The following is a 17,498-nucleotide window of genomic DNA, read 5'->3' as shown; positions in this document are numbered from 1 at the left end:
ACGTCTCCCCGAAAGGGGGGACTCAGGCCTCGTCGGCGAGCATCTCCGCGGTGAGCGAGGCCTCGGTGTCGGGGATGCCCAGCTCCTCGGCGCGCTTGTCGGCCATGGCCAGCAGGCGGCGGATCCGGCCGGCGATCGCGTCCTTGGTCAGGATCGGGTCGTGCAGCTGCCCCAGCTCCTCGAGCGAGGCCTGCTTGTGCTCGAGCCGGAGGTGGCCGGCGAGCCGCAGGTGGTCGGGGATCTCCTCGCCCAGGATCTCCAGGGCGCGCTCGACGCGGGCGCCCGCGGCGACCGCTGCGCGGGCGGAGCGCCGCAGGTTGGCGTCGTCGAAGTTCGCGAGCCGGTTGGCCGTGGCCCTGACCTCGCGGCGCATCCGGCGCTCCTCCCAGGCCATCAGCGACTCGTGGGCGCCCAGCCGGGTGAGCAGCTGGCCGATGGCGTCACCGTCGCGGATCACCACGCGGTCGACGCCGCGCACCTCGCGGGCCTTGGCCTGGATGCCGAGGCGACGGGCGACGCCGACCAGGGCGAGCGCGGCCTCGGGACCGGGGCAGGTGACCTCGAGGGCCGAGGAGCGCCCGGGCTCGGTCAGCGAGCCGTGGGCCAGGAACGCACCGCGCCACGCGGCGACGGCGTCACAGCCACCGCCCGAGACCACGGCCGGGGGCAGGCCCCGGACCGGCCGGCCGCGCTGGTCGAGCAGGCCGGTCTGGCGGGCCAGGGCCTCGCCGTCCTTGACGATGCGGACGATGTAGCGGCTGCCCTTGCGGATGCCGTTGCCCTGGACCATCACCACGTCGGACTGGTGGCCGTAGACCTCGGCGATGTCCTTGCGCAGCCGGCGCGCGGCGGCGCCGGTGTCGAGCTCGGCCTCGACCACGATCCGGCCGCTGACGATGTGCAGCCCACCGGCGAAGCGCAGCATCGAGGCCACCTCGGCCTTGCGACAGCAGGTCTTCGTGATCTGGGTGCTCGACAGCTCCGCCTTCACCTGTGCCGTCATCGCCATGCCGGAATCCTTACACGCTCGTCAATCACCGTCGAAACCCTCGCCCGCCCTGCCACCCGGGTCACACGGAGGACATGATCCGTTCGTACGCAGCGGCCAGCCGCCGCGGGTCGTGGCGCGGCGACCCGTCGTCCATCGCCACGTCCTCGACGACCAGTTCGGCGCCGTACGACGCCACCGCGTCGGCCAGCCCGGCGAGCTCGTCACTGCTCCGTGCATCGGCGAGCACCGTGTGGATCTTGAGGTCCGGTGCGTGCTCGAACAGCACGGCGAGGTGGTCGGCGGGGCCGAAGCCGTGGGTCTCCCCCGCCTGCTCGGCGAGGTTGAGCACGACCACGATCCGGGCGTCGGTGTCGATGAGGGCCTCCCGCAGCTCGGGGACCATCAGGTGCGGGATCACCGAGGTGAACCACGAGCCGGGACCCAGCACCACCCAGTCGGCCTCCCGCACCGCGGCGACCGCCTCGGGGCAGGCGACCGGCTCGGGCTCGAGGCGGATCGCGACGATGTCGCCGTCGGTCGTGGCGACCTCGACCTGGCCGCGCACGGTCGTGAGGGCCGCCGGGTCGTCCGCGACGAGCCCCCGCACCTCGGCGGCGATGTCGAGCGGCGTCAACGCCATCGGCAGCACCCGCCCCGCGGCACCGAGGAGCCTCCCGACCCAGTCGAGCGCCTGCACGTGGTCGCCGAGCTGCTCCCAGAGGCTGACGATCAGCAGGTTGCCGACCACGTGCCCGCGCATCTGGCCGTCGCCGGCGAAGCGGTGCTGGAGCACCTCCGCCCAGGTCGCGCCCCAGTCGTCGGTGCCGCAGAGGGCCGCGAGCGCCATCCGCAGGTCGCCCGGCGGGAGCACCCCGAACTCGCCACGCAGCCGGCCCGAGGACCCCCCGTTGTCGGCCACGGTCACGACCGCGGTGAGGTCGTCGACCACGAGCTCGTCGACGAGCAGGCGCAGCGCCTGGAGCGACGCGTGCAGGCCGTGACCACCTCCGAGCGCGACGGCCGACTGGGCGCGGGCCGTCGTCACTCGCGCCCCAGGTCGCGGTGCGTGGCGCGGACGGCGTACCCCTGCTCCTGCAACCGGCGGGCGATCTCCTCGGTCATCGCCACGCTGCGGTGCTTGCCGCCGGTGCAGCCCACGGCGATCGTCATGAACCGCTTGCCCTCGCGCAGGTAGCCCTCGGCGACGCCGGCGAGCACCGGGACGTAGCCGTCGAGGAACTCGGCGGCCCCGGGCCGGGTCATGACGTAGTCGGCGACCTCGGGGTCGCGACCGGTGCCGGCACGCAGCTCGGGCACCCAGAAGGGATTGGGCAGGAAGCGGATGTCGGCCACGAAGTCGGCGTCGACTGGGATGCCGTACTTGAAGCCGAAGCTGGTGACGGTGACGCCCAGCCGCGTCGAGTCGGGGGTGCCGAACGCCTCGGCGATCCGGTCGGTCAGCTGGTGCACGTTCAGCGACGTGGTGTCGATGACCAGGTCGGCCTCGCTGCGCAGGTCGGCCAGCACCCGGCGCTCGCGCTGGAGCCCGTCGAGCAGGCGGCCGCCGGCCTGCAGCGGGTGGGGGCGGCGGGCCGCCTCCTGGCGTCGGACCAGCACGTCGTCGGTGGCCTCGAGGAACACCAGCGTGGTGTGCCGGCCGGTGGCGCCCTGCGCGAGGTTGGCCTGGAGGGACTGGAAGAACGACCCCGAACGGACGTCGACCACGACCGCGATGGGCTGCTCGGTGCCCCGACTCTCGTCCACCAGCCGCACCACCTCGCGCAGCAGGCTCGGCGGCATGTTGTCGACGACGTAGAAGCCGAGGTCCTCCAGCTCCTTGGCGGCCGTGCTGCGACCCGCCCCGGTCATGCCGGTGACCACCACGAGCTCGCCGCGATGGGTCTCGCCTGCGGTCATCAGGACTCCTCGATCTCTCCGGTGGCGGTGTTGACGCTCAGCCGCGGGCCAGTCTGGCCGTTGGCGCGGGTCGCCGCGACCGCTTCCTTGATGGAGGTGGCGGTGCGGACCCCGATGCCGGGGACCTGGGCGATCTCCTCGACACTGGCCTCGCGCAGCTTCTTCAGCGACCCGAAGTGCTTGAGCAGCGTCTTGCGTCGCACCTCGCCCAGTCCCGGCACGTCGTCGAGCAGGCTCTCCACCATGGTCTTCGAGCGCCGGGAGCGGTGGTGGGTGATCGCGAAGCGGTGGGCCTCGTCGCGGATCCGCTGCAGGAGGTAGAGGCCCTCGGAGGAGCGGGCCAGGATGACCGGGTCCTCCTGGCTGGGCAGCCACACCTCCTCCAGGCGCTTGGCCAGCCCGCACACGGGGATGTCGTCGATGCCGAGCTCGTCGAGCGCACGCTGCGCGGCCGCGACCTGCGGCGGCCCGCCGTCGACCACGACCAGGCCCGGGGCGTAGGCGAACTTGCGGGGCCGCCCGGTCTCGGGATCGACCAGCATCGGGCCACTCTCCCCCTCGACGGTCTCGGAGCGGGCCTGCTCGTCGAGCAGCCGGCGGAACCGGCGAGTGATCACCTCGTGCATCGAGGCGACGTCGTTCTGGCCGTCGACGCCCTTGATCACGAAGCGGCGGTACTCGCTCTTGCGGGCCAGCCCGTCCTCGAACACCACCATCGACGCCACGACCTCGGTGCCCTGCAGGTTGGAGATGTCGTAGCACTCGATGCGCAGCGGCACCTCGTCGAGCTCGAGCGCGTTCTGGATCTCCTCGAGCGCCCGGTTGCGGGTCGTCAGGTCGCTGGCCCGCTTGGTCTTGTGGAGCGCCAGCGCCTGCGAGGCGTTGCGCGCCACGGTCTCCTGCAGCGTCTTCTTGTCGCCACGCTGCGGCACCCGGATCGAGACTCGGCCGCCGCGCAGGTCGCCGAGCAGCTGCTCGAACGTCTCGAGGTCCGGCGGCAGCGCCGGGACCAGGATCTCCCGCGGGATCGTGTCAGCGTCACCGGCGTACAGCTGGAGCAGGAAGTCCTCGACGAGCTCGCGCGTGCCGCCCTCGTCCACGCGGTCGGCCACCCAGCCGCGCTGGCCGCGGATCCGGCCGCCCCGCACGTAGAAGACCTGGACGGCGACCTCGAGCGGGTCCTCGGCGAGGGCGATCACGTCGGCGTCCGCACCGTCCCCGAGCACGACCGCCTGCTTCTCCAGCGCCCGCTCCATGGCGCCCAGGTCGTCGCGCAGCCGGGCGGCCTTCTCGAAGTCCATGGCGTCGGAGGCGGCGTACATCTCCTTCTCGATGCGCCGGATGAACGGCCGGGTCTGGCCGCCCATGAAGTCGCAGAAGTCGTCGACGATCGCGCGGTGCTCCTCGGGGCTGACCTTGCCGACGCAGGGCGCCGAGCACTTGTCGATGTAGCCGAGCAGGCAGGGCCGGCCGATCTGCGCCGAGCGCTTGAAGACGCCGTTGCTGCAGGAGCGCATGGGGAAGACGCGCAGCAGGATGTCCACGGTCTCGCGGATCGCCCAGGCGTGGCTGTAGGGGCCGAAGTAGCGGGTGCCCTTGCGCTTGGCCCCGCGCCCGACCATCACCCGGGGGAACTCCTCGCCCACGGTGACCGCGAGCCACGGGTAGGACTTGTCGTCGCGGTACTTGACGTTGAAGCGGGGGTCGTACTCCTTGATCCAGGAGTACTCCAGCTGCAGTGCCTCGACCTCGGTGTTGACCACGGTCCACTCGACGCTCGCCGCCGTGGTCACCATGGTGGCGGTGCGGGCGTGCAGGTTGCCGATGTCCTGGAAGTACGACGACAGCCGGGCGCGGAGGTTCTTGGCCTTCCCGACGTAGATCACCCGGCGCTTGGCGTCCCGGAACCGGTAGACACCGGGCTGGGTCGGGATCGAGCCGGGCTCCGGCCGGTAGGACAGCGGACCCCGGGCGGAACGCGTCGGTCGAGCAGGCACCCCCCAACCCTACGGTCCGGTGGGGACAGCCCGGCGGGCGCGGGGGCCGGGAGCGTCCGGGCTCGGCGACAAGGGACGTTCGGCCCGGGAGAAGTGCCCCGCGCTCACCCGAAGATGGGAAACGCCCGCAGTCGACGCGGCGAAACATTGTCTAGTGTCTTAGTTTAGTTACATGCCCTGTCGTGACCGGTACGGATATGAGCTCACCGCGAGCCGCGAGGCTGCCGCGGCGTACGACCGTGGGCTGGGCCGCCTGCTGCGGCTGCAGGAGGGCGCGGTCGACGCCTTCGCGGGGTCGATCGCCCACGACCCGACCTTCGCGCTCGGGCACGCCGCCCTCGCGCTGCTCGGTCACGAGATGTGCGCCCCCGTGGACGTGCCGGCCCGGCTGCGGCAGGCCGAGCACCTCGCCCACCGGGCCAGCGACCGCGAACGCAGCCACGTCCACGCCGTCGTCCGCCACGTCCGGGGCGACTCCGCACCCCTGGTGGACCACCTCGAGGCCTACCCGCGTGACGCGCTGCTGCTGTCGACCGCCGTCCCCACCATCGCGTTCGCCGGGGTCACCGAGGTGCCGCAGGAGGCGTGGGCGATCGTCGAGCGGGCCGTGCCGGCGTACGGCGACGACTGGTGGTTCACCGGCCTGCTCGCGTTCGTCCGGCAGGAGCAGCGGCGCTTCGACGAGGCCATGACGCTCTCGTGCCGGTCGCTGCGCCAGGAGCCGGCCGCGGGGCACTCGGCGCACGCCCGGGCGCACGCCCACTACGAGACCGGCGACCACGAGGCCGGGCTGTCGTGGATGGACTCCTGGGTGACCGGGGACGGCGCCGGGAGCGAGAGCCTGAGCCACTTCTCCTGGCACGCCGCGATGCACGAGCTGTCGCTGGGCGACCTCGACGCCGTCCGGCGCCGGTACGACGCCCAGCTGCGACCCGAGCTCGGCCTGGGGTGCCGCTCGCTCGTCGACACCGGGTCGTTGCTGTTCCGGTGGGCGCTCACCCCGGGCGCCGCGGACGTGCCGCCGATGTCCGTCGTGGCGGGCGTGGTCGGCCGGGAGGGCCTGGAGCGTCCCACCACCCCCTTCCTCGCCCTGCACGCGGCCGTGGTGCTGCTCGCGGTCGACGACGGCCCTGGGCTGGCGCGACTGGCGACCTGGGCCCGGGGGCACGCCAACCCGACCTTCCGGGAGGTCGTGGAGCCGCTGGCCCGGGCACTCTCCCGGATGCAGGCGGGTCGCTGCTCGGCCGCGGCCGACGACCTGGCCGCCCTCACCGCAGGACTCCACCGCCTCGGCGGCTCCGACGCCCAGCGCGAGATCGTGGAGGAGGCCCGGATCGCGGCCCTGCTCCGCGCGGGGCGGTACGACGAGGCCCGGGTCGTCCTCGACCTCAGGCTGGACCGTCGACGCTCGCCCCGGGACGAGGCGTGGCGGAAGAGCTGCCGGCCGGCGCCTGTCAGGCGAGCCTGATCTCGCCGCCCTTGACCGTCACCTTCACCGCGGGCAGGGGCGAGGGCGCGGGCCCGGACTCCACCGCGCCGTCCTGGATCGAGAAGTGGCTGTTGTGGCACGGGCAGTTGATGGTGCCGTCCTTGACCTCGGCCACCGTGCAGCCCTGGTGGGTGCACACCGCCGAGAACGCCTTGAACTCACCCTTCGCCGGCTGCGTCACGACGACCTTCTGGTCTGCGAAGACCGCGCCGCCCCCGACCGGGATGTCGGCGGCCGGGCCCAGGTCGGTGCCGGCGGGGGCGCTCGAGCCGGGGTCCGTGGCCGAGCCGCCACCCCCACCGCAGGCGGCCAGGAGCGGGAGCCCCAGCCCGACGGTGGCGGCGCCCGTGAGGGCGTGGCGGCGGGTCAGTCCTTCGGTCACGGTGGTGGCCCTTCGTCGCAGGAGTGGTTGAACTTCACACTACGGGCGAACCCCCCGCTGGGGGTTGGCCCGGTGGATGAGAGTTCGATGAGAAACCGCTCCTCAGCCGCGGGCCTTGCGGGCCGCAGCCGACTTCGCGGAGGTCTTCTTCGCGGTGGTCTTCTTCGCCGCGGCCTTCTTCGCCGCGGCCTTCTTCGCCGGCGCCCTCGTCGTCGCCGGAGCGGCGCCCGCCGAGAGCCGTCGGGTCGGCTGCCGGGCCTCCTTGCCGTCGAGCAGCGGCGCGAGGAACTGACCGGTGAAGCTCTCCGGGACCGCGGCCACGGACTCCGGGGTGCCCTCGGCCACGACCGTGCCGCCTCTCGAGCCGCCCTCCGGGCCCATGTCGACCAGCCAGTCGGCGGTCTTGATCACGTCGAGGTTGTGCTCGATGACCAGCACGGTGTTGCCGGCGTCGACCAGCCTGCCGAGGACCAGCAGCAGCTTGCGGATGTCCTCGAAGTGCAGGCCCGTCGTGGGCTCGTCGAGGACGTAGACCGTGCGGCCCGTCGAGCGCTTCTGCAGCTCCGCGGAGAGCTTGACCCGTTGTGCCTCGCCGCCGGACAGCGTGGTCGCCGGCTGGCCCAGCCGCACGTAGCCGAGACCCACCTCCACCAGGGTCTTGAGGTGCCGGGCGATCGCGGGGACGGCCGCGAAGAAGTCGACCGCCTCCTCGATCGGCATGTCGAGGACCTCGGCGATGGTCTTGCCCTTGTAGTGCACCTCGAGCGTCTCGCGGTTGTAGCGCGCCCCGTGGCAGACCTCGCAGGGGACGTAGACGTCCGGGAGGAAGTTCATCTCGATCTTGATGGTGCCGTCGCCCGCGCACGCCTCGCAGCGCCCACCCTTGACGTTGAACGAGAAGCGGCCCTGCAGGTAGCCCCGCATCTTCGCCTCGGGGGTCGCCGCGAACAGCTTGCGGATGTGGTCGAAGACCCCGGTGTACGTCGCGGGGTTGGACCGCGGCGTGCGTCCGATCGGCGACTGGTCGACGTGGATGACCTTGTCGACGTGCTCGAGACCGCTGATCTTCTGGTGCCGCCCCGGCACCGCGCGGGCGTTGTAGAGCTGCTTGGCCAGCGAGGTGTAGAGGATGTCGTTGACCAGCGTCGACTTGCCGGAGCCGGAGACACCGGTGACGGCGACGAACAGCCCCAGGGGGAACGTCACGTCGACGTTCTGCAGGTTGTGCTCGCGGGCGCCGTGGACGGTCAGCTCGCGCCCCTTCGTCCGCGGCCGGCGCACCTCCGGGACCGGGATCTCCCGGCGCCCGGAGAGGTACTGCCCCGTCATCGAGTCCGGATGGGTGAGCAGGTCGGCGACCTTGCCGCTGTGGACCACCTGGCCACCGTGCTCGCCCGCGCCCGGACCGATGTCGACGATCCAGTCGGCGACCCGGATGGTGTCCTCGTCGTGCTCCACCACGATCAGCGTGTTGCCGAGGTCCTTGAGCCGGACCAGGGTCTCGATCAGCCGGTGGTTGTCGCGCTGGTGCAGGCCGATCGAGGGCTCGTCGAGGACGTAGAGGACGCCGACCAGACCGGCGCCGATCTGGGTGGCCAGCCGGATGCGCTGGGCCTCGCCGCCGCTGAGCGACCCCGAGGGCCGGTCCAGCGACAGGTAGTCGAGGCCCACGTCGAGCAGGAAGTTGAGCCGCTCCTGGATCTCCTTGAGAACTCGCTCACCGATCTGCCGCTCGCGCGCGGACAGGTCGAGGTTGCGCAGGTAGTCGGCCGTCTCGTTGATCGGCAGCGCGCAGACCTCGGCGATGCTCAGCCCGCCCTGGTCGCGCGCCCCCAGCGTGACCGCCATGGAGACCGGCTTGAGCCGGCTGCCGCCACAGGTCGGGCACGGCACCTCGCGCATGAAGCCCTCGAACCGCTCCCGGCTCGTGTCGGACTCGGCCTCGCGGTGCCGGCGCTCGATGTAGCCGCGCACGCCCTCGAACTCGGCGTAGTAGGCGCGCTGGCGGCCGTAGCGGTTGCGGGTGACGACGTGGACCTTGGTCGGGTGACCGTTCAGCAGCGACTTCTGCTGCTTGGCGGTCAGCTCCTCCCACGGGGTGTTGAGGTCGAAGCCCAGCTCCTCGCCCAGCGCACCCATCAGGCGCAGGAAGTAGTCGGACACGTGCGCCTGGCTCCACGGCTGGATGGCGCCCTCGCCGAGGGTCGCCTGGGGGTTGGGGACGACCAGCTCCGGGTCGACCTCCATCCGGGTGCCGAGGCCGTGGCAGGCGGGGCAGGCGCCGAAGGGGCTGTTGAACGAGAACGACCGAGGCTCGAGCTCGTCGGTGTCGATCGCGTGGTCGTTGGGGCACGACATCTTCTCGCTGAACTTCATCTCGCGCCCGGGGTCCTTGGCGTCGAGGTCGACGAAGTCGAACAGCACCAGGCCGCCGGCGAGGTTCAGCGCGGTCTCGACCGAGTCGGTGAGCCGCCGCTTGGACGACTCCTTGACCGCGAGGCGGTCGACGACGACCTCGATCGTGTGCTTCTTCTGCTTGTCCAGCTTGGGAGGGGCGTCCAGCGTGTGGGTCTCGCCGTCGACCCGGGCCCGGGAGAACCCCTGGGTCTGGAGCTGGCGGAACAGCTCGACGTACTCGCCCTTGCGGCCACGGATCACCGGGGCCAGGACCTGGAAGCGGCGGCCCTCCTCCAGCGCGAGGATGCGGTCGACGATCTGCTGGGGCGTCTGCCGCTCGATCGGGGCGCCGCAGGTCGGGCAGTGCGCCCGGCCGGCCCGCGCGTAGAGCAGGCGGAGGTAGTCGTAGACCTCCGTGATCGTCCCGACGGTCGAGCGCGGGTTCTTCGACGTGGACTTCTGGTCGATCGAGACCGCGGGTGAGAGGCCCTCGATGAAGTCGACGTCCGGCTTGTCCATCTGGCCCAGGAACTGGCGGGCGTACGCCGAGAGCGACTCGACGTACCGCCGCTGGCCCTCGGCGAAGATCGTGTCGAACGCCAGCGAGGACTTGCCGGACCCGGACAGGCCGGTGAAGACGATGAGGGAGTCCCGTGGGAGGTCGAGGGAGACGTCCTTCAGGTTGTGCTCCCGGGCCCCCCGGATGATCAGCTGCTCCGCCACTGGCGATCCCCTGCAAAAGTTTGGACTGGCATTGTCGGCGTCGGTTCGAACGCCCCAACAATGGCACGGGCCACCGACATTCCTCCTCCCACGCACCCCTCGGGGTGAGCGCGTGGTGGCTGGAAGTGACGCACGACGCACGACAGGATGGGGTCATGCCCGCTGCGTACGCCGATGCCGACCTCCTCGCCGAGGCCTCCCAACGCCTGATCCGCACCGTCGACCAGCTCGACGACGCCGCCTGGGCCGAGCCGAGCGGACTGCCCGGCTGGACCCGGGCGCACGTCGTCGCGCACCTCGTGCTCAACGCCGAGGGGCTCTCCGGGGCACTGGGCGGTCTCGTGCAGGGAGAGGCCATCCCGATGTACGCCTCGCAGGAGGGCCGCGACCGGGACATCGAGGACCTCGCCCAGGCGGAGCCGACCGAGCTGCGGACCCGCCTCCTCGGCGCGACGACCGACCTCGCCGACGCGCTCGCGGCGATCCCCGAGGACGTCTGGTCGACCCGGATCGAGCGGGTCCCGGGCGGGCGCACCTTCGCGGCGGCGTCGGTCCCGGACATGCGGCTGCGGGAGGTGGAGATCCACCACGTCGACCTCGGTGTCGGCTACGGCCGCGCCGACTGGTCGACGGGCTTCGCGGCCTCGGTGATCGACTCGATGGGCCACCGTGACACAGGGGACTCCGCGTTCACGGTCAGGGCGACCGACCTCGACCGGTCCTGGAGCCTCGGTTCGGGGACGGGTCCTACGGTGTCAGGAACGAGCGTGGACCTCGCCTGGTGGCTCACCGGGCGCGGGACGGGTGACGGACTGACGAGCGACGACGGCGAGCTGCCGGGAATCGGGGCATGGTGACCTACACGGGAGAGGTGGAGCCGGGCGGCTCCCCCGACGTCCGCGAGCTCGAGCGGCTGACCATCACCAAGGTCGCGGTCGACGAGAAGATGTCGAACAACTGCTACCTGCTTCGCTGCCGGGCGACCGGTGACCAGGTGCTCGTCGACGCCGCCGCCGAGGCAGAGACGCTGCTGCCCCTCGTCGGGGACGCCGGGCTCACCACGGTCGTCACCACCCATCAGCACTGGGACCACCACCGGGCCCTCGAGGACGTCGTGGCCGCCACCGGTGCCGCGGTGGTCGCGGGCGCCCCCGACGCGGTGGCCATCACCGAGCAGACCGGCGTCCCGGTCACCCGGGAGGTGCGCCAGGGAGACACGGTCGCGGTCGGCGACTGCACCCTCGAGGTGATCGCGCTCGCCGGCCACACCCCCGGCTCCGTCGCACTGCTCTACGACGACCCCTCGGGCCACCCGCACCTGTTCACCGGCGACTCCCTGTTCCCGGGCGGTGTCGGCAACACCTTCGGCGACGAGGCGGCGTTCGTCCGGCTCATCGACGAGGTCGAGACCAAGGTCTTCCAGCGGCTGCCCGACGAGACCTGGTTCTACCCCGGTCACGGCAACGACTCGACGCTCGGCGCCGAGCGGCCCCACCTCGCGGAGTGGCGCGCCCGCGGCTGGTGAGCCGCCCGCCTCCCCCGTTCGCGTGATGCCCCGACGGCGTCACGCGACTAGCGTCGGGAGCGGAATGGGAGGTCCGTCATGGCCTACGGAGTCGTTCATCACTTCCCGGGTGGCACGAAGGATCAGTACGAGGCGTCGATCGCGGCGGTGCATCCCGCCGCCGACGTCCTCCCCGACGGTCAGGTCTTCCACGCGGCCGGCCCCTCGGAGGGCGGCTGGACGATCATGGCCGTCCACGAGTCGCAGGAGAGCTGGGAGCGCTTCCGCGACGACATCCTGATGCCACGCATGCAGGCGGGGATCCCGGGTGGGTTCGAGTCACCGCCCCAGGAGACGGTGGTCGACCTCTACACGGTGCTGCCGTAGCCGCGCCGTCAGGAGGCGATCGCCCCGCGGTACGCCGCGAAGATCTCCAGCGCCCGGCGGTCGGGGGCCGTGCCGGTCGCCACGCGGTGCACCATCTCGTGGCGCGACATGCCCGACTCGACGGCCAGCGCGAGCAGCTCGGCGTCGTACAGGTCGATCCAGGTCCACAGGACCAGGGTCGGCACGTCGCGCGCGCCAGCCAGCGCGCACACCGCGGCCGCCCGGCGGGCCGGCAGGGTGCGACCGAGGAGCAGCTCGATGTCGGCCATGGTGACGCCGTCGGGTTGCTCGTGCAGGTGGTCGAGCCGGTGCTGGAGATCGCGGTGCTGCCGGTACCGCGCCATGGGCGCGGCCTCGATCTTCCAGAACGCGACGCACAGGATGGCGACGACGAGGGCATTCACGGCGATCAGTCCGACGACGAACATGCAGGACTCCAGGGGTGGGGGGCTCGCAGGCGAGCGTTCCCACTTCGAGCGGATCTCATTCCCCGCAGTCCGGCGGACTAGACAGCGGCCCGGGCCCGGCCCCCGGCTAGGCGCCGCGGGCCGCCTCCCACGCGGCGACCTCGGCCTCGCTGCGCAGGACGCAGAACTCGTTTCCCTCCGGGTCGGCGAGCACGACCCAGCCGGGTCCGTCGGGCTTGCGGTGGTCGGCCACCTCGGTGGCGCCGAGCCCGAGCAGCCGGTCGACCTCGTCGTCGCGGGTCGCGTCACCGGACGGCCGTACGTCGAGGTGCAGCCGGTTCTTGACCGTCCTGTCCTCGGGGACCTCGCAGAAGATCAGGCCGACCCGGCGGTCGTCGGGGTCGACGATCACGCACTCGGGGTGACCGGGCTCGTTCGGGTCACCGGGCACGTCCGTGTAGCCGAGGAGCGGCTTCCACCACTCGGAGAGCTCGTAGGCGTTGCGGCAGTCGATGGCGACGTGGTGCACGAGGAGAGTCATGGCGGCAGTCTCGTGGGCGGGATTCCGCTCCGGCGACCGATTTTGCCCGGCTCGGCGCGCGGGTGCCCGTGGTGCGTCAGGATCGTGCCGTGACCCCCGACCCCGAGAGCGCCGGTGCGGCCGGACCTCGGTCCCCACGAGGTCCCGTCCGGGGCTGGGCTCGCGCGCGCCCGGCGGACGTCGTCGACGTGTTCGTCTACGTGGTCGTCCTCAACCTCGCCGTCGAGTACGTGCCGTCCGTCATCAGCGAGGGCTTCACCCTCTCGCTGCTGACCGCCGTGCTGCTCAAGGTCGCTCTCGAGGTGGTGATCGTCCTCAAGACCCGGGTCGTCGGGAGGCTGCGTGCCGCGACGACCCGTCGCGGCAAGGCGGTGGCGGGCATGGCGCTGTGGGTGGTCGCGGCCGGGAGCAAGCTGGTCGTGCTCGAGCTGGTCGACCTGGTGTTCGGTGACGCCGTGAGCCTCGGAGGGTTCGTCCCGGTGACGCTGCTCGTGGTGGTCCTGCTGGTGTCGCGGGGCGCGGTACGACGCCTACTCGGCGACCCCGCCGTCCGGTAGCCGGGGCAGCCCCGCACCGATCTCCGCCAGCGCCCGGGCCAGGTCCACCGAGGGCGACCAGCCCCAGGCGTGGGCGCGACCGGCCAGGATCCGTCCGGTCCAGGCCGGGGCCTCCTCCCAGACCGGCTGCACGCCGAGGGCTGCGGTGACGGTCTCGTAGTAGTCGCGCAGCGTGGCCGTGCCCGCGCAGACGTTGACCGCGGTGCAGGCGCCCGCGACCGGTCCGGTCGCGGGGGCGGACGCGTCGGCCACCCGGCCGGCCGCGATGTCGGCTGCGAACGCCGCGAGGTCGTCCACGTGCACCCAGGCGAAGCTCTGCCCCGGCACGGCACGTCGCGCCCGCTCGTCGTCACGGACGGCCGCGGGACGCAGGGAGTTCCAGACCGAGGTCTCGCCGGCACCCAGGATCGCCGGCGGGCGCAGGAGCACCCGCGTGACCCCCTCCACGTCGGCCAGCGCCGCGTCGGCGTCCCGCTTGGTCACCGCGTAGTCGCGGGCGTCGTCCGCCACCAGCGGCGATGACTCGTCGACGTCCCCCACGTCCGGCGAGCGGTCGTACACGGCCGCGGTGGAGACGTGGACCAGGCGCTCCACACCGGCCGCTGCCGCCGTACGCGCGAACATCGTCGTGCCCTCGACCCCGATCCGTCGCTGGGTCGCGAGGTCGCTCCCCATCGGATGCACGGTCGTGACGACCGCGCTCGCCCCCTCGACCACCGAGGACGCGAAGCCGGGGTCGGTGAACTCGCCGACGCGCTCCTCCACACCGGGATGCAGTGGCGCGGTGCCGGCCCGTCGTACGACGGCGCGCACGGTCGCGCCCCGCTCGGCCAGGGCTGCGCTCACCCGGGCTCCGACGAGGCCGTTGGCGCCGGTGACCACGCAGACGGGGGCGGAGGGGGAGGACTCGCTCATGGGCCCACCTTGGCATGCCGCGGAAGGGCGTCGGCCTCACCAGGATGGTGGTCCGCAACTTGCCAACGCCCCCGTGGCCCTGCCTAGGTTGGCGCGCATGACTCTGCGCCCTCGCGTCCGTCGACTCACCGTCCTGGGTGGAGCAGCTGCGCTCGCGCTCAGCCTCGTCCCGGGGGCGAGCACGCCCCCGGCGCTCGCCCACCACGCCGGGTCCTCACCGGGACCCGTCAACGCCCAGAGCACGTTCAAGTGGGGTGTTCCGCAGTGGCAGGACGAGTTCGAGTACTCGGGGACCAAGCGCTACTGGCACGTCTCCGGGCGCGGCAACGTGCGGCCCCAGCACGGCATGCTCACCCTCAACACGGGACGCCACGGCGACACCCGGGCGCTCCTCGACCGCAAGGGGCACGCCACCGGGCGGTGGGAGATCCGGCTGCGGTCCCACCGCTTCCAGACCGGCGCGAGGAACTACCGGGTGCGCACCGAGCTCGTCCCCGCGCGCAACCGGGACCAGCACTGCGGCGCCCGCAACGTGTCGCTGGAGAAGTACGCGACCGGTGGCCGGCGCGCCCACTTCTACATCCGCAACCTGCCGGGCCGCGAGTTCTCCGCACACAAGCGCCTGGACCTCAGCAACGACAGGTGGCACACCTTCGGCGTGGAGGTCACCCACCGTCGGATCTCCTGGTTCGTCGACGCGCACGTGATCAGGTCCGAGCGCCGTCCGAAGGCGCTGTCGGGCGTCCCCTTCACGGTGCGCTTCAGCATGGATGCGCCGCGAGGAGCCCGGATGAACCAGAGCCGGATGCAGATGGACTGGCTGCGCTACTTCGACCTGCACCGACCCAACCAGAAGTCGGTCAAGGCTCCGCCCACGACCAGGGGCAGGTACGCCGGCGCCTGCTGACCGGCCCCGACCGCGGCGTCGCGCCGCTCCTCGCCCGGAGGGCGCGGCGTCACCGCAGCCAGGCGAACGCGACGACCCCGACGACGAAGGTCGCCCAGACCAGGCCGGCCACGGCCATCGGTGACGACGGCACGACCCGGCGGGCCGGCGGCCGGTACACCGACCCTGCCCCGGCCCGCACCGTGGCCCGCGCCCAATCGACGAACCGGTCGACCTCCTGGGCCCGGTAGCCCTCACGCAGCCAGGTGCGGTCGAACCGGGTGGCCTCGACCTGAGCCTCGGGCATCCGCCCGTCCGCCAGCCCCCGGTGCAGGACGTCCAGGAACTCGTCGACCTGACGCATGTCGTAGGACCCGCCGAGCCGCGCCGGCTCGAACCGGGACTGCTCGACGTCGGCCGGGGTCATCGGCCTGCGGAGGTCTCGTCGACGCATGCGCACGAGGCTAGGCGGAGGCGGCACCGAGGTCGAAACGGCGCACCGACAGCCGAGACGGCGGGCCCGTTCGCCCGCGGCGAACAGGGCTGCCGCCCGGCTGCGGGTGGGCCTAGCCTCGCTCCATGGGTGAGCTGATCGCGTTCCCGAGTCCACCGGCACGGCCCGCCGTGACGCCGCCGGAGCCGCTGTGGCGGGACGTCGTGGGGCGCGAGCTCCGGGGCGAGCGGCAGCGCCAGGAACGCACGCTCCACGACGTCGCAGATGCTGCCGGGGTCTCGACTCAGTACCTCTCCGAGGTCGAGCGCGGCCGCAAGGAGCCCAGCTCCGAGGTCCTCGGCGCGGTCGCCAGGGCGCTCGGGCTGCGCCTGGTCGACCTCACCAGCCGGGTGACCCGGAGCATCGGCGCGACCAGCGGGCCGGTGTGCCTGGCGGCGTGAGCGTTCCCACGAGGCCCGCACCCGCGTAGCCTCGAGGGAAGATCTCTCCCCCGAGGAGGCCGTCATGACGTGGCTGGTCCTGATCGTGGCCGCAGTCCTGTTCCTGGCCGTCGTGTGGTGGCAGAGCGGGAAGTCGCACCGAGGCGTGGACGACGGGCTCGCGCGCAGCTCCAGGGAGAAGTCCGAGGGCAGGATCTACCCCCTCTGAGCGCCAGCGCCTCCCGGCTCACCGCCCGCCGGTCAGCTTGCGGCTGTCCAGCAGGGCGTCGGCAAGCCCGTAGGCGACCGCCTCCTCGGCGGTGAGCACGAGGTCGCGGTCGGTGTCACGGCGCAGCGTCTCGACGTCCTGGCCGGTGTGCCGGGAGAGGATCGCCTCCATCTCCGCGCGCAGCCGGACGATCTCCTTGGCCTGCAGCGCGAGGTCGGGCAGGGTGCCCTGGCCACCGCCCGACGGCTGGTGCAGCACCACCCGCGCGTGCGGGAGGACGCTCCGGCTCCCCTCCGCCCCGCTGGCGAGCAGCACCGCGGCGCCCGAGGCGGCCTGCCCCACGCAGGTGGTCGCCACCGGTGAGCGGATGAACTGCATGGTGTCGTAGATGGCCAGCATCGCGGTCACCGAGCCGCCCGGGGAGTTGAAGTAGAGGTTGATCGGGGTCTCCGGGCTCTCGGACTCCAGGTGCAGGAGCTGGGCGATGACGACGTTGGCCACCCCGTCGTCGATCTCGGTGCCGAGGTAGACGATGCGGTCGGTGAGCAGCCGGCTGTAGATGTCGACCGCGCGCTCACCGCGCAGCGTCCTCTCGACCACGCTCGGGATCGTGTAGGTGCTCACGGCCGTCACCGGAGCCCGAAGGTCGGCGCGGGCCGGGCCGGCGTCACCGCGCCGACGTCGGTGAGGATCTGGTCGACGAAGCCGTACTGCCTGGCCTGCTCGGCGGTGAACCACCGGTCGCGCAGGGCGTCGGCCTCGACGCGTTCGCGGGGCTGGCCGGTGTGCTCGGCGATCAGCCCCATCATCACGTCCTTGGTGTGCTCGAGGTTCTCCGCCTGGATCTCGATGTCGATGGCGGTGCCCCCGATGCCGGCCGACCCCTGGTGCATCAGCACCCGCGAGTGCGGCAGCGCGTACCGCTTGCCCGGGGTCCCGGCCGACAGCAGGAACTGGCCCATGCTCGCCGCCAGGCCCATGGCCAGGGTGCTGACGTCGTTGGGGATGAGCCGCATGGTGTCGTAGATCGCGAGGCCGGCGGACACCGAGCCTCCCGGCGAGTTGATGTAGAGGCTGATGTCGCGGTGCGGGTCCTCCGCGGACAGGAGCAGCAGCTCGGCGCAGAGACGGTTGGCGATCGCGTCGTCGACCTCCTGGCCGAGCACGATGATCCGCTGGTGCAGGAGGCGCGCGGTGAGCTGGTCGTCCAGGGATCCGGTCGGGCGTTCGGGTGCGGTCTGGGTCATGCCCCCAGCGTCACCGCCCCACCGGCACCGTTCCAGCGGATCCGCCACCGGCGGAT

20 protein-coding genes are annotated in these 17,498 nt (G+C 72.3%); 8 read left to right on the top strand and 12 right to left on the bottom strand.

What is annotated here, in order from left to right:
• Nucleotides 1–22: 22 nt before the first annotated feature.
• The 4 genes from whiA to uvrC all read right to left on the bottom strand — a co-directional run bounded on the left by whiA (nucleotide 23) and on the right by uvrC (nucleotide 4,905).
• Entirely contained in the window at nucleotides 23–1,009 is a 987-nt protein-coding gene (gene whiA / locus ACFO9I_RS10565; RefSeq protein ID WP_379180546.1) for a DNA-binding protein WhiA, read from the bottom strand.
• 61 nt (nucleotides 1,010–1,070) lie between these two features.
• Nucleotides 1,071–2,036, bottom strand: coding sequence for a gluconeogenesis factor YvcK family protein (locus ACFO9I_RS10560; RefSeq protein ID WP_379180544.1), 966 nt, complete (start codon nucleotides 2,034–2,036; stop codon nucleotides 1,071–1,073).
• On the bottom strand, nucleotides 2,033–2,911 hold the full coding sequence (rapZ, locus tag ACFO9I_RS10555; RefSeq protein WP_379181123.1) for an RNase adapter RapZ: 879 nt from the start codon (nucleotides 2,909–2,911) through the stop codon (nucleotides 2,033–2,035). The genes ACFO9I_RS10560 and rapZ overlap by 4 nt, the downstream gene beginning before the upstream one ends.
• Complete coding sequence (gene uvrC / locus ACFO9I_RS10550; protein WP_379180543.1) at nucleotides 2,908–4,905, bottom strand: excinuclease ABC subunit UvrC; 1,998 nt, start codon at nucleotides 4,903–4,905, stop codon at nucleotides 2,908–2,910. The genes rapZ and uvrC overlap by 4 nt, the downstream gene beginning before the upstream one ends.
• A gap of 172 nt (nucleotides 4,906–5,077) precedes the next feature.
• On the opposite strand from uvrC, the gene ACFO9I_RS10545 reads away from it, so the two are divergent.
• The gene (locus ACFO9I_RS10545) at nucleotides 5,078–6,373 is read left to right on the top strand and encodes a pyridine nucleotide-disulfide oxidoreductase (RefSeq protein WP_379180541.1); all 1,296 of its coding nucleotides are present in this window, start codon (nucleotides 5,078–5,080) and stop codon (nucleotides 6,371–6,373) included.
• Here the strand turns inward: ACFO9I_RS10545 and ACFO9I_RS10540 are convergent.
• Both ACFO9I_RS10540 and uvrA read right to left on the bottom strand, forming a co-directional pair.
• Nucleotides 6,360–6,776, bottom strand: coding sequence for a Rieske (2Fe-2S) protein (locus ACFO9I_RS10540; protein ID WP_379180539.1), 417 nt, complete (start codon nucleotides 6,774–6,776; stop codon nucleotides 6,360–6,362). The genes ACFO9I_RS10545 and ACFO9I_RS10540 overlap by 14 nt on opposite strands.
• A gap of 102 nt (nucleotides 6,777–6,878) precedes the next feature.
• Complete coding sequence (gene uvrA, locus ACFO9I_RS10535) at nucleotides 6,879–9,896, bottom strand: excinuclease ABC subunit UvrA (RefSeq protein ID WP_379180537.1); 3,018 nt, start codon at nucleotides 9,894–9,896, stop codon at nucleotides 6,879–6,881.
• Between the two features lie 155 nt (nucleotides 9,897–10,051).
• On the opposite strand from uvrA, the gene ACFO9I_RS10530 reads away from it, so the two are divergent.
• From ACFO9I_RS10530 to ACFO9I_RS10520, 3 genes are all read left to right on the top strand, one after another.
• Nucleotides 10,052–10,753 (top strand): maleylpyruvate isomerase family mycothiol-dependent enzyme, encoded by a 702-nt coding sequence (locus ACFO9I_RS10530; protein WP_379180535.1) that lies wholly within the window; start codon nucleotides 10,052–10,054, stop codon nucleotides 10,751–10,753.
• Nucleotides 10,747–11,421, top strand: a complete 675-nt coding sequence (locus ACFO9I_RS10525; RefSeq protein WP_379180534.1) for an MBL fold metallo-hydrolase — start codon at nucleotides 10,747–10,749, stop codon at nucleotides 11,419–11,421. Before ACFO9I_RS10530 ends, ACFO9I_RS10525 begins: the two co-directional genes overlap by 7 nt.
• Before the next feature lie 78 nt (nucleotides 11,422–11,499).
• Complete coding sequence (locus ACFO9I_RS10520) at nucleotides 11,500–11,787, top strand: hypothetical protein (protein ID WP_379180532.1); 288 nt, start codon at nucleotides 11,500–11,502, stop codon at nucleotides 11,785–11,787.
• An 8-nt stretch (nucleotides 11,788–11,795) separates the two neighbouring features.
• Here the strand turns inward: ACFO9I_RS10520 and ACFO9I_RS10515 are convergent, their stop codons facing one another.
• Nucleotides 11,796–12,215, bottom strand: coding sequence for a hypothetical protein (locus ACFO9I_RS10515; RefSeq protein WP_379180530.1), 420 nt, complete (start codon nucleotides 12,213–12,215; stop codon nucleotides 11,796–11,798).
• Between the two features lie 106 nt (nucleotides 12,216–12,321).
• Nucleotides 12,322–12,735 (bottom strand): VOC family protein, encoded by a 414-nt coding sequence (locus ACFO9I_RS10510; protein WP_379180529.1) that lies wholly within the window; start codon nucleotides 12,733–12,735, stop codon nucleotides 12,322–12,324.
• A gap of 89 nt (nucleotides 12,736–12,824) precedes the next feature.
• On the opposite strand from ACFO9I_RS10510, the gene ACFO9I_RS10505 reads away from it, so the two are divergent.
• Complete coding sequence (locus tag ACFO9I_RS10505) at nucleotides 12,825–13,292, top strand: hypothetical protein (RefSeq protein ID WP_379180527.1); 468 nt, start codon at nucleotides 12,825–12,827, stop codon at nucleotides 13,290–13,292.
• Here the strand turns inward: ACFO9I_RS10505 and ACFO9I_RS10500 are convergent.
• The gene (locus ACFO9I_RS10500; RefSeq protein WP_379180525.1) at nucleotides 13,266–14,207 is read right to left on the bottom strand and encodes an NAD-dependent epimerase/dehydratase family protein; all 942 of its coding nucleotides are present in this window, start codon (nucleotides 14,205–14,207) and stop codon (nucleotides 13,266–13,268) included. The genes ACFO9I_RS10505 and ACFO9I_RS10500 overlap by 27 nt on opposite strands.
• 97 nt (nucleotides 14,208–14,304) lie before the next feature.
• Here ACFO9I_RS10500 and ACFO9I_RS10495 point away from each other — a divergent pair, with 97 nt between their 5' ends.
• A complete protein-coding gene (locus tag ACFO9I_RS10495) occupies nucleotides 14,305–15,114 on the top strand; it encodes a hypothetical protein (protein WP_379180523.1) in 810 nt (269 codons plus the stop codon).
• A gap of 49 nt (nucleotides 15,115–15,163) precedes the next feature.
• Here the strand turns inward: ACFO9I_RS10495 and ACFO9I_RS10490 are convergent, their stop codons facing one another.
• Nucleotides 15,164–15,547: a DivIVA domain-containing protein gene (locus tag ACFO9I_RS10490; protein WP_379180521.1), complete on the bottom strand. Its 384-nt coding sequence runs from the start codon at nucleotides 15,545–15,547 to the stop codon at nucleotides 15,164–15,166.
• A gap of 125 nt (nucleotides 15,548–15,672) precedes the next feature.
• Between ACFO9I_RS10490 and ACFO9I_RS10485 the strand changes: the two genes are divergently transcribed.
• Both ACFO9I_RS10485 and ACFO9I_RS10480 read left to right on the top strand, forming a co-directional pair.
• Nucleotides 15,673–15,987 (top strand): helix-turn-helix domain-containing protein, encoded by a 315-nt coding sequence (locus tag ACFO9I_RS10485; RefSeq protein WP_379180519.1) that lies wholly within the window; start codon nucleotides 15,673–15,675, stop codon nucleotides 15,985–15,987.
• Nucleotides 15,988–16,051: 64 nt separating this feature from the next.
• Entirely contained in the window at nucleotides 16,052–16,195 is a 144-nt protein-coding gene (locus ACFO9I_RS10480) for a hypothetical protein (RefSeq protein ID WP_379180517.1), read from the top strand.
• Nucleotides 16,196–16,213: 18 nt separating this feature from the next.
• Here the strand turns inward: ACFO9I_RS10480 and ACFO9I_RS10475 are convergent, their stop codons facing one another.
• Both ACFO9I_RS10475 and ACFO9I_RS10470 read right to left on the bottom strand, forming a co-directional pair.
• Nucleotides 16,214–16,819, bottom strand: a complete 606-nt coding sequence (locus ACFO9I_RS10475) for a ClpP family protease (protein WP_379180515.1) — start codon at nucleotides 16,817–16,819, stop codon at nucleotides 16,214–16,216.
• Nucleotides 16,820–16,824: 5 nt separating this feature from the next.
• Complete coding sequence (locus ACFO9I_RS10470) at nucleotides 16,825–17,442, bottom strand: ClpP family protease (protein ID WP_379180513.1); 618 nt, start codon at nucleotides 17,440–17,442, stop codon at nucleotides 16,825–16,827.
• Between the last annotated feature and the right edge of the window lie 56 nt (nucleotides 17,443–17,498).

The organism is Nocardioides sp. GCM10023255, from assembly GCF_042653125.1.
Classification (GTDB): Bacteria; Actinomycetota; Actinomycetes; order Propionibacteriales; family Nocardioidaceae; genus Nocardioides.
This window is presented reverse-complemented; position numbering and strand designations above follow the sequence as displayed.

Bases quoted from the DNA above. Each gene is read 5' to 3' on its own strand.
- whiA (WP_379180546.1), bottom strand. From the start codon at position 1,009: ATGGCGATGACGGCACAGGTGAAGGCGGAGCTGTCGAGCACCCAGATC.
- ACFO9I_RS10545 (WP_379180541.1), top strand. From the start codon at position 5,078: ATGCCCTGTCGTGACCGGTACGGATATGAGCTCACCGCGAGCCGCGAG.
- ACFO9I_RS10530 (WP_379180535.1), top strand. From the start codon at position 10,052: ATGCCCGCTGCGTACGCCGATGCCGACCTCCTCGCCGAGGCCTCCCAA.
- ACFO9I_RS10525 (WP_379180534.1), top strand. From the start codon at position 10,747: ATGGTGACCTACACGGGAGAGGTGGAGCCGGGCGGCTCCCCCGACGTC.
- ACFO9I_RS10520 (WP_379180532.1), top strand. From the start codon at position 11,500: ATGGCCTACGGAGTCGTTCATCACTTCCCGGGTGGCACGAAGGATCAG.
- ACFO9I_RS10515 (WP_379180530.1), bottom strand. From the start codon at position 12,215: ATGTTCGTCGTCGGACTGATCGCCGTGAATGCCCTCGTCGTCGCCATC.
- ACFO9I_RS10510 (WP_379180529.1), bottom strand. From the start codon at position 12,735: ATGACTCTCCTCGTGCACCACGTCGCCATCGACTGCCGCAACGCCTAC.
- ACFO9I_RS10500 (WP_379180525.1), bottom strand. From the start codon at position 14,207: ATGAGCGAGTCCTCCCCCTCCGCCCCCGTCTGCGTGGTCACCGGCGCC.
- ACFO9I_RS10495 (WP_379180523.1), top strand. From the start codon at position 14,305: ATGACTCTGCGCCCTCGCGTCCGTCGACTCACCGTCCTGGGTGGAGCA.
- ACFO9I_RS10490 (WP_379180521.1), bottom strand. From the start codon at position 15,547: ATGCGTCGACGAGACCTCCGCAGGCCGATGACCCCGGCCGACGTCGAG.
- ACFO9I_RS10485 (WP_379180519.1), top strand. From the start codon at position 15,673: ATGGGTGAGCTGATCGCGTTCCCGAGTCCACCGGCACGGCCCGCCGTG.
- ACFO9I_RS10480 (WP_379180517.1), top strand. From the start codon at position 16,052: ATGACGTGGCTGGTCCTGATCGTGGCCGCAGTCCTGTTCCTGGCCGTC.
- ACFO9I_RS10470 (WP_379180513.1), bottom strand. From the start codon at position 17,442: ATGACCCAGACCGCACCCGAACGCCCGACCGGATCCCTGGACGACCAG.